Source organism: Chloroflexota bacterium (assembly GCA_011322445.1).
GTDB lineage: Bacteria > Chloroflexota > Anaerolineae > Anaerolineales > DRMV01 > DRMV01.
In genome coordinates, this window is sequence record DRMV01000033.1 from 86,956 (window position 1) to 102,595 (window position 15,640).

Sequence of the window (15,640 nt, forward strand, 5' to 3'; positions counted from 1 at the left end):
TGACCAACCGACTAACCGACTACCCGGCTAAATATGTCCAAACCTTCTTCTCACTTCACCACCGAACACCTGCTGTACGCTGCTGCTGTGGGGCTGGCGCTCGCCGTGCGGCTGTGGGGGCTGGGGCGCGCGCCGCTGGGGGCCGACGAAGCCGCCCTCGCGCTGGCCGCGCTGAAGGTAGCCGCCCGCCACGCCACGCCGTTAGGCCCTGCTCCCCTGCTGACCGGCCTCACCGGCTTGGCCTTCTTTTTGCTGGGAAGCACCGACGCGGTGGCCCGCCTGGTGCCCGCCCTGCTGGGAAGCCTGCTACCCCTGCTGGCGTGGCCGCTGCGCCGCGGCCTGGGGCGCAAAGCGGCCCTGCTGCTGGCCTTCGCCCTGGCGCTCGACCCGGGCCTGGTGGCCCTCTCGCGCCTTGCCAACAGCCCCGTTCCGGCGGTGCTGGTGCTTGCAGGGGCGGTTTTGGCCGCCGCCCGCGCCCGCTGGGATTGGGCGCTGCCGCTGGGCCTCCTGGGGCTGCTCCTCGGCCCAACGTTTTGGTTCAGCGCGTTGGCCCTGCTGCTCGCCGCGGCGCTCTATCGCGTCTTCGGCTTCCCGCTTGCCATCGCCCTGCCTCCCCATCGGCTGCGGCAGGGCCTGCGGAACGCCGTGGCCGTTGCAGTGCTCAGCAGCACCCTCGCCTTTTGGACGCCCGAAGGGCTGGGCACCTGGTTCAACGGCCTGAGCGCTTTCCTGCACACGCTTGTCCCCCTGGCACCCGTGCCGCTCCGCCTGCTGGCCGTGGCCTTGCTGGCCTATGCCCCCCTCGCCACCGGCGCGGCCATCGCCGGAGCAGCCCTGCTGGGGAACCAAAAACAGCCCGCGGCGGCCTTTGCCCTCGCCGCGGCACTGAGTGCGCTGGTGCTCACCATGCTTTACCCCGGCCGCAGCGTGGCGTTGCTGGTCTGGGCGCTGGTGCCGCTCTGGGCGCTGGCGGCATGGGCCCTGGCACAGTTGCCCCTCCGCCACCCCGCCGACACCGGCTGGCAGGCAGCCCTTACGCTGGCTCTGCTGACCTTCGCTTGGCTGAGCCTGCTGGCCTGGAGCCGCGCCCCCGCCGGAAGCCGTCAGGCCACCCTGCAACTCGGCCTGCTCATCGTCAGTCTGCTGCTTGTGCCGCTGCTCACCGCCCTGCTGGCGTTTTCGCGCGCCGAAAGCAACCGCACCTGGCAGGAGGCCCTCCTCGGCCCGGCCTGGGGGCTGGTGGCGGCAGGCGCATTGCTCACCCTGAGCGCCTTCAGCCGCGCCGCCTACGGCCCGCCCTCATCCGAATTGTGGGGTGCCACGGCCACCGCCCCCGAGGAACGTCTGCTGGTGCGGACCATCACCGCCCTGAGCCAACAGCACCACGGCATGCCCGACACGCTGGAAATCGTGGTGGTCTCGCCCCAGGAAAGCGCCGCCGCACAGGTGCTACGCTGGGCGCTCCATACCGACCCCAACGCCCGTTTCGCCATCGCCCTCCCGCCAAGCGCTTCCCCCGAAGCCCTCATCACTTTTTCCGACAAACCGCCCACCCAGGCCGCCGCCTATCGCGGCGAAGGATTCCCCCTGACGCTTGCGCCGCCGCTGCTTCCCGCCGCCACCCTGCAAAACATCGTGCAATGGCTGGCCTTCCGTCCGCCCCAACCCAAAGCCACGGAAGCCGTGCTCTGGGTGCGGGCCGACCTCTTCCCCGGCGCGTCCTCATCCCCCAACATGGAGAACCAGCAACCATGAGCCTTCCTCAACGCATCGCCATCGACGGCCCGGCCGCTTCGGGCAAATCCACCTTAGCCGAGCGCCTTGCCAAAGCCCTCGGCTACCTCTACTTTGATACCGGCGTGATGTACCGCGCGGTCACCTGGGCAGCGCTGCAACGCGGCTATGCCGTGGAAGACGCCGACAAACTGACCGAACTTGCCGCCAACCTGGATATTGACGTTCGCCCGCCCAGCGTGGACGACGGCCGCAAGTATGATGTGTTGGTGAACGGGCAGGATGTGACCTGGGCCATCCGCACGCCAGAGGTAGATGCCAACGTCTCAATGGTAGCCGCGCACCCCGGCGTGCGGGCTGCCCTGACCGACAAGCAGCGTGCCATTGGCCGCCGCGGCAAGGTGGTGATGGTCGGGCGCGACATCGGCACGGTGGTGATGCCCGACGCCGAACTGAAGATCTACCTGGACGCCTCGCCCGAGGAACGCGCCCGCCGCCGCTATCAGGAACGCCTGGCGCGCGGTGAGCAAGCCGATTATGAGCAAATTCTGGCAGCCGTGCGCGCCCGCGATCGCTTAGACAAAGGCCGCGAAATCGCCCCCCTGCGCGCCGCCGACGATGCCGTCATCCTCAATTCCGATGGGTTGAGCATCGGAGAAGTTTTTGAAGAGGCGTTGCGGCTGGTGAAAGCAAGGGATTGCTAAAAGGGAACCACAGAAAACACAGAGCGTTACAGAAAACACAGAAGGCACAGATCTGCTGTGCCTTTTTTCTGTGCCTTCTGTGCCAATCTGTGGTCTTGCGCCAATCTGTGTAATCTATGGTTTTATCCCCCCAGCCGCACGGGAATTTCGGCCAATCCTGCGATGCCCTCCAGCCTCACCGCGCAGCGGTAAGCCTTCACCAGCACGCCGCAAGCCGCCGCCCGGCGCAGCGCCGCCGGGAAATCGGGGTCGGCGGTGGGATGCGGGGCAAACGCCACGGCGTCATGCCGCTGGACGATGAACACCACCGCAGCCCGTTCGCCCGCCCCCACCAGGCGACACAGGTCGGCCAAATGGCGGCGGCCGCGCACCGTGGGCGCATCGGGGAACAGCGCCACGCCGCCTTCCACCAGGGTGATGGACTTGGTTTCAATCCACCACCGGCGGTCAGGAGCCGTAAGCAGAAAATCCAGCCGCCCCGCGCCATAAGCCGGTTCGGGGCGCACCTGCCACGCCTGGGGGGACAAACCGAGCCAGGCATCAAAAACGCCCCGCTGCAGCCCGGCAGCAAACAAGCGATTGGGCAGGCGGGAATCCACCGAAATCAGCACGCCGCCGTCGCCTTCCACCAGCACCAAATCGTAAGGCGTCTTGCGGTGGGGATTGCGCGCCCGCGCCAGCCACGCCCGCCGCGGCCTGTCAAACACCTCGTGCATCCGCCCCGAATTGGGCACATGCACGGCAACTTCCTGCCCATCGGCCAGCCGAGCCGCCGCCCGGAAGCGGTTTTCCCGCCGCAGCAAACGGGCAGGCGTAAGGGGTGGAAAGGGGAACCATACCTCAGGGATCTTCATTCGCGGAAAATACGGCGATAAGCCTCGGAACGCTCCAGCAATTCCTCGTGGGTGCCCATGGCGGCAATGCGGCCGCGGCGCAGCACGATAATCAGGTCGGCCCAGCGGATTTGCGAAAGGCGGTGGGTAATGAGGAAGGTCGTGCGGCCGCGAGAGGCCGTGAAAATGGCTTGCTGAATTTTGTCTTCGGTTTCCGAGTCAATGGCGCTGGTGGCGTCATCGAGCACCAGAATGCGGGGGTCAGCGAGGAAAGCACGGGCCAGCGCCAGCCGCTGCCGCTGCCCACCCGAAAGGTTGACGCCGCGCTCGCCCAGAATGGTGTCGTAGCCGTCTTTGAAGCCCATGATGAAATCGTGCGCCTGCGCCATTTTTGCCGCGGCGACGATTTCTTCCCGCGTGGCGTCGGGCTTTCCAAAAGCGATGTTTTCGGCCACCGTGCGGGAAAACAGGAAGATATCCTGCTCAATGATGGCAATCTGCTGGCGCAGGGCTTCCAGGCTCCACTCGCGGACGTCCACGCCATCCACCCGCACCGCGCCGCGGGTGACGTCGTAAGTCCGGTTGATGAGTTTGACCAGCGTGGTCTTGCCCGCGCCGGTCTGCCCCACCACGGCAACGCGCATGCCGGCTTCCACCGCAAAGGTAATGTCTTCCAGCACCGGCTTGCCACCGGCATACGCAAACGCCACCCCTTCAAACGCCACCGCCCCCCGCATGGGCGCGGCATAACCGGCAAGGTTCTGGTCAAGGGGCGTTTCGCGGTTGATAAGTTCCAGAATGCGGCGCGCCCCCGCCAGCCCCAACGCCACCTGCGAATAGGCAAACAGCGAAACAAAGGTGGGGAAACCGAACAATTGCAGCAGCCCAAAATAAGCCACCACATCCCCCACGTTGAGCGCCCCGCGGTGGAAAAGATAAAGGGCGTGCCCCAGGCCAGTGGCGTTGGCCACGCCCATGAGCAGCAGCGGCAAAAAGCGGGCTTCCACGTTCCCCTGCCGCACGTAGGCATCCCGGAATTCCCGCGCATGGGAAGCAAACCGCCCCGCCTCGCCGCTTTCCTGCACCGCACCCTTGACGGTCTCGATGCCATCCAGCGCTTCGGCCAGGCGGGTGTTCATCTGGCCGAAAGCCGCCCGGACACGGTCGCTGATGGGGCTGAGTTCGTGCAGGTATTGCGCCAGCAAGAGCGCATAGCCCACCAGGAAGCCGAGGGGCGTGGCGATGAGCGCCGGGTGATAGCGGGGGGCAAACAGAATCGGCATCAGCAGGAACGCCGCCGACCCCACCACTAAGTTGATGCCCGGGCTGAACATCAGGTTGACTTCCCGAACGTCGTTGGTGGCGCGCGCCATCGTGTCGCCCACGGGCTGCAGGTTGTGAAAGGTCATGCTCTTGCCCAGCAGGGCGATGTAGAGTTCGTCGCGGATATCGCGTTCCAGCCGCTGAGCCATCACCTCGGCGCTGAAATTCCGCCCCAGTTGCAGCGCGCCGCGCACAATCTGGCTGACCACAATCAGCCCCGCGGCCACCGCCAGGTAATTCACCCGCGGCGGATGCGCCAGGACGGCGTTGAAGGCTTTCCCGATGATCATCGGCACCACAGCCGCGAGGCCGGCGTTGCCCAATGCGCCCAGCAGCATGGTGGCAATCAGCCAGCCATGCCGCCGGGCGTGGGAAGCCACCCAGCACACGGCGTTTCGGCGGCACGTGCGGTAAGTATGGGGAGGGGTAAATTCGGCGGGCATGGGGAAAATGGCGAATTGCGAATCAGGTTTCGTCAGGGAAAGGCATTTCGGCGGCAATGGCATACACGCCGTATTTGGGGAAGTCGCGCGGGTCGGCCGGGCGCAGGCGGCCATCGCGCGGGCGCACCCAATACGCGCCGCCGTCGCGGTGCAGCAGCGGGATTTCCTCATGGCGGCGGCCAAACACGCGGCGGGCAATGATGCTGTGGTAGCGGTAGGTCTCCCGTTCTTCGGGGTAGCGGGCAAAGATGCGTTCGTAGGCCAGGACGAACTGCGCCACGTAGTCGGCGTTCACCACGTGCAGGTTGCTGATCAGCCAGCAGCGGTCGGCGTACTGCCAGTAGTAGGCCAGGCCGAGGAAGTCGCCTTCCCGATTGAGGTAAGGGTAAAAAGGGAAGGCGCGGCAAGTCACCGAGCGGTAGGGGCGCTGCTCGGCGCAGTGCTCCGGCCCGCGGCACACGGCCAGCACCTGGCCATCGGGCGTTTCGGCCTGCAAAGCGGCGGTGATTTCGGGGGTTTCGCCTTCCCACAGCCGCCAGACGCCGGGTGCGGTGCGTTGCAGGTAAGCCCATTCCTCACGATACAGCGGCGGCACCGCGTGGCGCGGGTCGCAGCAAAACGGGCGGCCGCCGGGGTTGTAGGGCGCGCATTTTTCGCCGCAGTCAAAAGCGGCAATGGGAGCGTCGAAATCCGCATGCAGGTGAGCGAAGAAATCCACGCAGCATTACTCCACAGACCGTTCGCCCCGATGGCGCAGGTGGTCGACGAGCAGGTAAGCCATGAAGAGGAAGGCCAGCACCACCGCGATCATGAAGGGGACATTGATGGCGATCCACGGTTCGGTAAACACCTTCCACTTGGCTAAAATTTCCACACCCATCCATACCAAAATCACTGTGGGGAAGGCATAGCGCAGGGACATGCCCCAGCCCCGCTGGTGATAGAGGCGGTAAAGGGCATACCCACCACCGCCCAACGCGGTGATGAAGAGCAAGCAGGTCGCCCACGAATGCACGCCGAGGTCGTAGGCAATCAGCATGACCACATAGAAGAACCACAGCACGCTGAAGGCTTCAAAGGCCGCCCGCGGCCCGTAGTTGTGCACCGGTCCAGCGGCCACCGGCCCGCGCATCAGCGGCAGTTTGCGCCGCAGCCACAGCACCAGCGAGCAACGCACGCTTTCCTGGTAGAGCAAATAAGCCACCAGCCCCAACACCAGCCCGGCGGTGTATTCCAACAGCATGTATTCGCCGCCCGTGCCATGCACTGTGGGCACGCCGAAGCGCTTCGCGGCGAAGAGAAAGCCGTACTCCACGCCGCCCGTCCACACAAACGTGCCGGCGAGGATGCCCCAGAAACTCTGCCATGCCTCATCCTCTATCCAGCGCGTGGCGGCGATGATGGCCAAACCGAGCACGGTCAGCGCCACCGCGGTATGCGCTACATAGCCGCTGGCGTATTTTTCGGTGAGCACCATGAAGGCGTGCCCGATGGGCATAATTAGCAACACGAACACAAACGAAAGTAAGCCTTTCATGCGCCACCTCCAGCAGGGGATAAACCACAGATGACGCAGATTTCACAGATTTTTCTGCGTCATCTGCGTAATCTGCGGTTCTCTTACCCCAGCAGTTCGCGCAAGATTTTCTGCACCTCTTTGGGGTTGGCTTTGCCGCGGGTCTCGCGCATCACCTGCCCCACGAACCAGCCGATGAGCGAGGTCTTGCCGCTGCGGTATTTTTCCACTTCTTTGGGGTTAGCGGCCACGATTTTCTCGCAAATTGCCCGCAGCGCGCCGGCGTCGCTGACCTGCGCCAAGCCCTCTTCTTCCACAATCTGCTTAGGCGGCTTACCGGTGTCTTCCACCTTCACCACTAAGGCCTTGCCGGTGGAGGTGTTGACCGTGCCCTTGTCCACCAGGCGGATGATCATCGCTAAGTATTGCGGCGTGACCTTGAGTTGGTCGGCGCTCAGGCCGCGCTCGTTGAGCAGGCGCAGCACTTCGTTGATCACCCAGTTGGAAACCCGCTTGGGGTCGCCGTTGTAGGCTTGCAGCGCGGCTTCGTAGTAGTCGGAAAGCGCCCGCTCGGTGGTCAGGATGTCGGCGTCGTATTCCGGCAGGCCGTATTGCGCCATGAAACGGGCGCGGCGCTCCAGCGGCAGTTCGGGGAAGTCGGCGAGGATGCGGCGCTTCCACTCATCATCCATCACTAACGGAAGCAGGTCGGGCTCGCGGAAGTAGCGGTAGTCGGCTTCAGTTTCCTTGGAACGCATCTTGCGGAGCACGCCCGCGTCCTCGTCCCATTCCAACGTCCACGGTTCAATTTTGCCGCCGGCTTTCACTTCGCGGATTTGGCGCTGAATTTCGGTGGCAATGGCTTCGCGCACGGCTTCGATGGAGTTGACGTTTTTGATTTCGGTCTTGGGGTTGAGGTAATCCGCGCCCTTGGGGCGGATGGAGACGTTGGCGTCGCAGCGGATGTGCGCCTTTTCCATGTTGCCTTCGGAAATGCCCAGCCAGCGCACCAGTTGCCGCAGGCGGATGAGGTACTGCGCGGCTTCGTCGGCAGAGCGCAGGTCGGGGCCGGTGACCATTTCAATCAGCGGCACACCGCAACGGTTGAAGTCAATCAGGCGGTAGCCGTTGGCGTGTTTGGTTTTGCCTGCGTCTTCTTCAATGTGCAGTTTGATGATGCTGACGCGGCGGGTGTAGCCCTCGGGCATGGGCAAATCCAGGTAGCCGCCGATGGCGATGGGGCGGTCGAACTGGGTGATCTGGTAGCCTTTGGGCAGGTCGGGGTAAAAGTAGTTTTTGCGGTCAAAGTAGGAAACCCGCTGCACCTCGGCGTGCATGGCGGTTGCCAGCAGCACGGCCTTTTCCGCCACAGCCTTGTTGAGCACAGGCAACACGCCAGGCTGGCCGGTGCACACGGGGCAGATATTCGTGTTGGGCGGCTCGCCCCACGAATCGGCTTTGCAGTTGCAGAAAATCTTGGTTTCGGTGTTGAGTTGGATGTGGGTTTCCAGGCCGATGATGGCTTCGTATTCCATAACGCGCTCCTTGACAAATACAAACCACAGATTTCGCAGATTACACAGATTTGGACTTCTTGGACAACACAAATCGCTTGAATTCCAAGCTCTGCGCTCCAAAATTGAGCAGCAATCCTTTGCGAAAGCCACTGGCTTTGAGGTAATGAATGACTTGGGCTTCCTCAAGTCGCCCCAGTTTGACGACCGCTTTCACTTCAACGATAACGCTCCCAAAACAGACAAAATCGGCGCGATAAACTGTTTTCAAAGGCTGGTTTTTGTAGTAAATCTGCAGACCAGCCTCATGCTGAAAAGGAATACCTCGACGGGAAAACTCCAGCGCTAATGCCTCGTGATAGGCGCTTTCCAAAAAGCCAGGGCCCAGTTCACGGTGCACCTCCATTGCCGCGCCGATGATAGCGTAAGTCTGCGGGTCATTCTCTCGCAAAGCGCCCATATCTCAAAGCCCCTCTGCCTATGCAGAGCCATGCTTTATTTCTGCGCAATCTGCGTAATCTGCGGTTGAAAATTTGCGGTTTTTTCCACCGCGCGGGCGAGGCGCAGAATCGTCGCTTCGTCGTAATCGCGCCCCAGCAGTTGCACGCCCAGGGGCAAGCCCTCGCTGTTCAGCGCCACGGGCACGGAAATGCCGGGCACGCCTGCATGGTTGGCGGCCACGGTCAACTGGTCGGCGTATTGCATCAGCACGCTGTCGCCGTACACCGCGCCCATGGGGAACGCCGCGGTCGGCGTGGTGGGCGTCAGCAGGGCGTCCAGGCGGTACTTGCCCTCGGGGTCAAAAATTGCCTCGAAATCGCGGCGGATGAGGGTGCGCACCTGCAGCGCGCGTTGGTAATACCGCTCGCTGTACTGCGCCGCGCTGACGTACATCCCCATCAAAATCCGCAGTTTGGGCTGCAGGCCAAAGCCTTGCCCGCGGCTCTTGCGGTACATTTCACGCATATCTGCAACCCGGTCGGGCGTGCGGTAGCCGTACTTCACCCCGTCGTAGCGGTGCAGGTTGGAAGCCGCCTCCACCCGGGCAATCACGAAATAGGCTGGAATGCCGTAGCGGTTGTGCGGCATAGGGACGTCTTCCACGATTTCCACGCCCATGTTGGCTAAGCGCTCGGCGGTATCCAGCACAGCCTGTTTGATTTCCGCAGGCAGCGGCTCTTCCACTAATTCGCCGCCCTCGGCGCGCACAATGCGGAAATAGTCGGGGGAAAGCCCTACCCGCAGACCACGGACGTCCTTTTCCAACTCGGCGAGGTAATCGGGCACGGGCACGGTGGCGGAGGTGGCGTCGTGGGGGTCGCGGCCGGCAATCACCTGCAGCATCAGCGCCGCGTCGCGCACGCTGCGGGCGATGGGGCCGGGGGTATCCAACGACGAGCCGAAGGCAATCAGCCCATAGCGGGAAACCCGCCCGTAGGTCGGCTTTAGGCCCACCACGCCGCAGAACGCGGCGGGCTGGCGGATGGAGCCCGCGGTGTCGGTGCCGAGGGAAAGCCAGCCCTCGCCCGCGGCCACCGCGGCCGCGCTGCCGCCCGAAGAGCCGCCCGGCACCCGGCTGGTATCCCACGGGTTGCGGGGCGTGGGCTTGAACGCCGAAGATTCGCTGGACGATCCAAAGGTGAACTCGTCCAGGTTGACCTTGCCCAACATCACGCCGCCCGCGGCTTCCATGCGTTCCACGGGGGTGGCGGCGTAGGGGCCGATGTAATTTGCCAGAATGCGCGACGCCGCGGTGGATGGCGTGCCTTCCACCACGAAAATGTCCTTCACCGTGAAGGGCACGCCGGCTAAGGGGCCGGGGTCGTCGCCCGCGGCGACCTTGGCGTCCACCGCGTCGGCCTGGGCGCGGGCGCGCTCGGCGGTGAGGGTGATGAAGGCGTGAATTTTGTCAGGCTCGGCTTCGGGGTCGCCGCCGATGCGGCCGGGGATGCCGTCCACCGCGGCAATGCGCTCTAAGGTGGCTTCCAGCACGTCGCGCGCCGAAAGTTTCCCCGCCCGCACCGCGGCGGCGATTTCGTGGGCTTCCATGCGCAAAATTTCTTCCATGCCGTTCTCCTTATAGGAAACCGCAGATTTCGCAGATTAGCGCAGATTTTTTCTGTGAAATCTGCGTAATCTGCGGTTAAATTTCCTCGTGAGGGATGTCGGGGACGACGATGTAGCCGTCCTCGGTTTCGGGCGCCTGCGCCATCAACTTCTCGGGGTGGGGAAAGGGCTGCCAGCGGTCTTCCCGCGGCGGCGCGCTGATGGCTTGCGTGTAGGGCACGCCGTGGGACGTGATGGGCGTGTCGGCGTCCAGCGGCACGGCTTCCAGTTCGTGAATCGCGTCCAGTTGCTTGTTGAGTTCCCTGCGGAGATATTCCGCCTCGTCGCTGCCGAGTTCAAAGGCAGCGAGTTCCACCAGATGGTCGAACAGGGTGCGGTCGATTTCCTCGCTCATCTTGCCTCCACAAAAAGGGGATGAAACAATTGTAGCACAGGCGGCTGGTAAAATAGCGGGTGGTATATTCGTTACCTGGTGAGTGGTTACTTCGTGCCGCTTCACCACATGACACGGAAACACTTGACACTGGAACACACCATGTTGACCTACCTCATCATCGGCCTCGGCAACCCGGGCCGGGAATACGCCCAAACCCGCCACAACGCCGGCTTCCTGCTCGTTGACCGCCTGGTCGAGCGGCTGGGCACACGCTTCCGCCGCCTGCAATTCAAAGCCCTGACCACCGACGCCCGCTACGGCAATGCCAAAATCATCCTTGCCAAGCCGCAAACCTACATGAACCTCTCCGGGCAGGCCGTGGGGCCGCTGATGCGCTTCTACAAAATCCCGCCGGAGCGGCTGCTGGTGGCCTACGACGACCTCGACCTGCCCCTCGGCACGGTGCGCCTGCGCCCCAAAGGCGGCCACGGCGGCCACAAGGGGATGCGTTCCATCATTGAGCGCTTAGGTACGCAGGAATTCCCCCGCCTGCGCCTCGGCATTGGCCGCCCGCCCGGCCGCATGGACGCCGCCGATTATGTACTCCAACCCTTCGCCCCCGCCGAGTTGGAAGCCATGTCCATTGCTTTTGACCGCGGCGTGGAAGGCATCTTCCGCTGGCTGGACGAGGGGCTGGAGGCTGCAATGAATTTCGTCAATGCGCCCCAAACCAACGACTAAACGACCTGGCGACTACCCGACTGCCGGGCTCCTGACTTTCTTCCCATGCTTCTTCCCCTTTTGACCGCCTCACCGTCACTGCGCGCCGTGGCCGAAGCCCTGCGGGCGGGCGCCCCCATCCCCGGCACGGTGGAAAGCCCCACCGCGCCGCCCAACCTCGCGCTGCCCCGCGCCGCGCGCCTGCCGGTGGCGGTGGCGCTGTGGAAGGCGTTGGGGGTTCCCGTGGTCTGGCTGACCCACCGTGCCGACTACCTGCTGCTCGCCCGGCGGGAACTCAGCCTGTGGCTGCCCGAAGCCGAGGCCGCCGACCTGCTGACCTTCCCCGAACCGCCCAGTCCCTTCGACCCGCCCGAACGGTGGGACGAGCGCACCCGCACCGAGCGGCTGCAGGCGTTGAGCGCGCTGGCGGCCCATTTCGTGCCCGCCGCCGCCCGCCAAACACCCCTCATCCTCACCACCGCTCGCGCCCTGCTGCCGCCCCTGCTGCCCCGCCGCGACTTCCTCAAAGCCGCCCGCCGCCTGAAACCCGGCCAGCGCCTCAACCCCACCGCCTTAGCGCGCGATCTGGTCACCCTGGGCTACGAACCCGTCACCACCGTCACCGCCTGCGGCCAGTTCGCCCGCCGCGGCGGCCTGCTGGATTTCTGGCCGCCCACCTCCCCCCACCCCATCCGCCTAGATTTCTTCGGCGACGAACTGGAAACCCTGCGCGCCTTCGACCCCGCCACCCAGCGCACCACCAAGCGCCTGCCCGCCGTCTTGCTGGCCCCGGCGCGAGAATCTCCCGGGGAAATGCCAACCACTACAACCCTGTTGGATTATCTCCCCCCCCGCTCGGTGGTGTTGTTCGACGACTGGGACGCGCTGCAAACGGCGTGGGAAAAAGCACACCACGAAGCCCGCGCCCTGGAAAACGCCGCCGACCGCATCGTGCCCCCCGAAAGGCTGGCCTCCTTAGAAGCCTTCCCCGCGGCGGTACGGCGGCTGGCGTTGGGCCCCGCCGGTGCAGGCAGCGCCCTGCCCCCCGACGCCCTTGCGCTCGCCTTCCAGCCCGAAGAACGCTACGGCGGGCAGGTGCGCCCCTTCCTTGAAGCCGTCCACGCCCTGCTGCAGCGTGGGGAACAGGTCTTCATCGTCTCCCGCCAGACGCCCCGCCTGCGGGAACTGTGGCAGGAGGAATTTGCGGGGAAATTGCCCCCCGCGGGTGCAGATCTCTCCCCACCCCCACCGCCTGCGGCGGTATCCCCCTCCCCTCCCTTAGTAAGGGAGGGGAGGGGGACAGGGGGAGGGGTGGGATCCACCCCCACCTTCGTCGAAAGCGCGCTGGGCGGCGGTTTCGCCTTCCGCACGCCCCAGGCCACGGTGCACCTTTTCACCGACGCCGAAATTTTCGGCTGGCGCCCCCCGAAGGTGCGCCGCCGCCCCCGCCCCCAGCCCCGGCCCCCCGAAGCCGCCTACGCCGACCTGCAGCCGGGCGACTATGTCGTGCATGTTGACCACGGCATCGGGCGCTTCGCGGGCATCGTGCGCCGCACCTTGGAAGGCAAAACCCGCGACTACCTGCTCGTGGAATACGCCGAGGGCGACCAACTCTTCGTGCCCATCCACCAGGCCGACCGCCTGACCCGCTACATCGGCCCCACCGACCGCCCGCCTTCCATCACCCGCTTAGGCAGCGGCGACTGGCAGCGCACCAAAAGCCGCGTGCGGGAAGCCGTGCAGCAGATGGCCGAGGAACTGCTGGAACTCTACGCCCGCCGCAACCTCGCCCAGGGGCACGCCTTTGCCCCCGATTCCGATTGGCAGCGCGAACTGGAAGCCGCCTTCCCCTACCTGGAAACCGAAGACCAGCGCAAGGCCATCGAGGCCGTCAAGCGCGACATGGAAAGCCCCCGCCCGATGGACAGGCTGATCTGCGGCGACGTCGGCTATGGCAAAACCGAGGTCGCGCTGCGGGCAGCCTTCAAGGCCGTGATGGATAGCAAGCAGGTCGCCATGTTGGTGCCCACCACGGTGCTCGCCCAGCAGCACTACCGCACGTTCCGCCGCCGCCTGGCCGCCTTCCCCGTGGTGGTGGAAATGCTTTCCCGCTTCCGCACCCCCGCCGAGCAGCGCAGCATCTTGCAACGCCTCGCCCGCGGCGAAATCGACATCATCATCGGCACCCACCGCCTGCTTTCCGGCGACGTCCAGTTCAAAGACCTCGGCCTGGTCATCATCGACGAAGAGCAGCGCTTCGGCGTGGCGCACAAAGAGCACTTCAAGCGCCTGCGCACAGCGGTGGATGTGCTCACCCTGACCGCCACGCCCATCCCCCGCACCCTTTACATGGCGCTCACCGGCGTGCGCGACATTTCGGTCATCGAAACCCCGCCCGCCGCCCGCCTGCCGGTCATCACCCACGTCGGGCCTTACGACCCCGAACTGGTGCGGCGCGCCATTCTGCGGGAACTCGACCGCGGCGGGCAGGTGTTCTTCGTGCACAACCGCGTCCAGACCATCCAGGCCATGCGCCGCCACCTGGAACGCTTAGTGCCGGAAGCCCGCATTGCAGTGGGGCACGGCCAGATGCCCGAAAAGCAACTTGCCGAGGTGATGGAAGCCTTTGCCAACGGCGAAGTGGACGTGCTCTTGAGCACCACCATCATCGAATCGGGGCTGGACTTCCCCAACGCGAACACCCTCATCGTGGACCGCGCCGATGCCTTCGGCCTGGCGCAACTTTACCAGCTGCGCGGGCGGGTGGGGCGCGGGCCGGTGCAGGCTTACGCCTATTTCTTCCGCCACCGCAGCAAAGCCCCCACCGAAGAAGGCCGCCTGCGGCTGGAAACCTTAGCCGAACACACCGCCTTAGGCGCGGGCTACGCCATCGCAATGCGCGACCTGGAAATGCGCGGTGCGGGCGAAATTTTGGGCACCCGCCAGCACGGGCACATGGCCGCGGTGGGCTTCCACCTTTACACCCGCCTGTTAGCCGAAGCCGTGCGCCGCCTGCGGGAAAGCCGCGGCCTGCCCGCGGAAGGCGGTTTTGGCGAAGCCGAAGCCGCGCTGGCTGCGATGCCCAGCCCGGTGAGCGTGGAACTGCCCCTGGAAGTCAGCCTGCCGCCGGAATACATCCCCGACGAGGGCACCCGCCTGGCGCTCTACCGCCGCCTAGCCGAAATCCGCAGCACCGAAGCCCTGGAAGCCCTCGCCGCCGAACTGGAAGACCGCTTTGGCCCCCTGCCGCCGCCCGCGGCCAACCTGCTCTACCAGATGCGGGTGAAACTGCTGGCCGAGCGGGCAGGCATCGCCGCGGTGCGCACCGACAGCGGGCAGGTCGTGCTGCAGCCGCCGCCCCCACCCGCAGGGCAAAAACGCCCCCTGCCCCCCTTACCCCCGCCCTGGCGCACCGGCAGCCGCGCCTACTGGCTGCCCCTGCGGGAGGGGTGGCAGGAGGAAGTCATCAAAGGGCTGGAAATGCTGGGAAAGTCGGATAGTCGGATAGTCAGATAGTCGGGAAGTCGGGAAGTCGGATAGTCGGGTGGTCAGGGAGTCGGGAAGTCGGATAGTCGGGTGGTCGGGTGGTCAGGGAGTCGGGATTGCTGTCCGCTCCCTTTCATCCCAACTTTCCCCGCCTCGCGCCGCAATAATGTTATAATTCCGGCATGTCTTCGACACCCAGTCTGACCCATCTGGATGCCGAGGGGCGGGCGCGCATGGTCGACGTCGGCCACAAACCGCCGACCGAGCGCGTGGCCGTGGCCAAAGGCGAAGTGCACATGCGCCCCGAAACCCTCGCGCTGATTCGCAAAGGCGCGCTCAAGAAAGGCGATGTGCTCACCGTGGCCGAAATTGCCGGGGTGATGGCCGCCAAACGCACCAGCGACCTTATTCCCCTCTGCCACCCTCTGCCGCTCAGCCAGGTCACGGTGGAACTCGCCTTGCGGGACGACCTCCCCGGCGTGGAAATCACCGCCACCGCCCGCACCGTGGCACAGACCGGCGTCGAAATGGAAGCCCTGACCGCCGTTTCGGTGGCCGCGCTGACTGTGTACGACATGGCCAAAGCCGCCGAGAAAACCATGCGTCTCACCAACATCCGGCTGGTGCGCAAACACGGCGGCCAGAGCGGCGACGTCATCAACGAGTAACCTATGCCTGCTTACCGTGTTCTTCTTTTTGCCACCTTGCGCGACCTTGCAAAGCAAGAGGCGCTTACCCTCACGCTCTCACCCAATGCCACCGTCGGGCAACTACGGGAAGCCCTGGCAGCCATCCCCGCGCTGCAGCCTTACGCCGAGAGCGCCGTCATTGCCGTCAACCACGCCTTCACCACCGACGACACCCCCCTCACCCCCGACGACGAAATTGCCGCCTTCCCCCCCGTAAGCGGCGGCTGATTTTTCG

General features: G+C 65.0%; 14 protein-coding genes. 6 read left to right on the forward strand and 8 right to left on the reverse strand.

Going from position 1 to position 15,640, the window contains the following annotated elements; genetic code table 11:
* Positions 1 to 33 precede the first annotated feature (33 nt).
* Positions 34 to 1,755 carry a hypothetical protein gene (locus ENJ54_06625; protein HFC09507.1) on the forward strand — a complete coding sequence of 574 codons (1,722 nt, stop codon included), beginning with the start codon at positions 34 to 36 and terminating at the stop codon, positions 1,753 to 1,755.
* Positions 1,752 to 2,438 (forward strand): (d)CMP kinase, encoded by a 687-nt coding sequence (locus tag ENJ54_06630; GenBank protein ID HFC09508.1) that lies wholly within the window; start codon positions 1,752 to 1,754, stop codon positions 2,436 to 2,438. Before ENJ54_06625 ends, ENJ54_06630 begins: the two co-directional genes overlap by 4 nt.
* Before the next feature lie 122 nt (positions 2,439 to 2,560).
* Here ENJ54_06630 and sfsA read toward each other — a convergent pair whose 3' ends face one another.
* The 8 genes from sfsA to ENJ54_06670 all read right to left on the reverse strand — a co-directional run bounded on the left by sfsA (position 2,561) and on the right by ENJ54_06670 (position 10,528).
* On the reverse strand, positions 2,561 to 3,292 hold the full coding sequence (gene sfsA, locus ENJ54_06635) for a DNA/RNA nuclease SfsA (GenBank protein ID HFC09509.1): 732 nt from the start codon (positions 3,290 to 3,292) through the stop codon (positions 2,561 to 2,563).
* On the reverse strand, positions 3,289 to 5,037 hold the full coding sequence (locus ENJ54_06640) for an ABC transporter ATP-binding protein (protein ID HFC09510.1): 1,749 nt from the start codon (positions 5,035 to 5,037) through the stop codon (positions 3,289 to 3,291). Before ENJ54_06640 ends, sfsA begins: the two co-directional genes overlap by 4 nt.
* A gap of 22 nt (positions 5,038 to 5,059) precedes the next feature.
* Positions 5,060 to 5,755: a hypothetical protein gene (locus ENJ54_06645; GenBank protein ID HFC09511.1), complete on the reverse strand. Its 696-nt coding sequence runs from the start codon at positions 5,753 to 5,755 to the stop codon at positions 5,060 to 5,062.
* A gap of 6 nt (positions 5,756 to 5,761) precedes the next feature.
* Positions 5,762 to 6,574, reverse strand: a complete 813-nt coding sequence (locus ENJ54_06650; GenBank protein ID HFC09512.1) for a hypothetical protein — start codon at positions 6,572 to 6,574, stop codon at positions 5,762 to 5,764.
* 83 nt (positions 6,575 to 6,657) lie between these two features.
* On the reverse strand, positions 6,658 to 8,088 hold the full coding sequence (gene gatB / locus ENJ54_06655; protein HFC09513.1) for an Asp-tRNA(Asn)/Glu-tRNA(Gln) amidotransferase subunit GatB: 1,431 nt from the start codon (positions 8,086 to 8,088) through the stop codon (positions 6,658 to 6,660).
* Positions 8,089 to 8,128: 40 nt separating this feature from the next.
* Positions 8,129 to 8,527 (reverse strand): GxxExxY protein, encoded by a 399-nt coding sequence (locus ENJ54_06660; protein HFC09514.1) that lies wholly within the window; start codon positions 8,525 to 8,527, stop codon positions 8,129 to 8,131.
* A 35-nt stretch (positions 8,528 to 8,562) separates the two neighbouring features.
* Positions 8,563 to 10,116, reverse strand: coding sequence for an Asp-tRNA(Asn)/Glu-tRNA(Gln) amidotransferase subunit GatA (gene gatA / locus ENJ54_06665; protein HFC09515.1), 1,554 nt, complete (start codon positions 10,114 to 10,116; stop codon positions 8,563 to 8,565).
* Between the two features lie 94 nt (positions 10,117 to 10,210).
* On the reverse strand, positions 10,211 to 10,528 hold the full coding sequence (locus ENJ54_06670) for a hypothetical protein (GenBank protein ID HFC09516.1): 318 nt from the start codon (positions 10,526 to 10,528) through the stop codon (positions 10,211 to 10,213).
* Positions 10,529 to 10,669: 141 nt separating this feature from the next.
* Here ENJ54_06670 and ENJ54_06675 point away from each other — a divergent pair, with 141 nt between their 5' ends.
* The 4 genes from ENJ54_06675 to ENJ54_06690 all read left to right on the forward strand — a co-directional run bounded on the left by ENJ54_06675 (position 10,670) and on the right by ENJ54_06690 (position 15,633).
* Positions 10,670 to 11,251, forward strand: coding sequence for an aminoacyl-tRNA hydrolase (locus ENJ54_06675; protein HFC09517.1), 582 nt, complete (start codon positions 10,670 to 10,672; stop codon positions 11,249 to 11,251).
* A gap of 45 nt (positions 11,252 to 11,296) precedes the next feature.
* Positions 11,297 to 14,746 (forward strand): transcription-repair coupling factor, encoded by a 3,450-nt coding sequence (mfd, locus tag ENJ54_06680; protein HFC09518.1) that lies wholly within the window; start codon positions 11,297 to 11,299, stop codon positions 14,744 to 14,746.
* 152 nt (positions 14,747 to 14,898) lie between these two features.
* Positions 14,899 to 15,384, forward strand: a complete 486-nt coding sequence (gene moaC, locus ENJ54_06685) for a cyclic pyranopterin monophosphate synthase MoaC (GenBank protein HFC09519.1) — start codon at positions 14,899 to 14,901, stop codon at positions 15,382 to 15,384.
* Positions 15,385 to 15,387: 3 nt separating this feature from the next.
* Positions 15,388 to 15,633, forward strand: coding sequence for a MoaD/ThiS family protein (locus ENJ54_06690; protein HFC09520.1), 246 nt, complete (start codon positions 15,388 to 15,390; stop codon positions 15,631 to 15,633).
* The last annotated feature ends 7 nt before the right edge of the window (positions 15,634 to 15,640 follow it).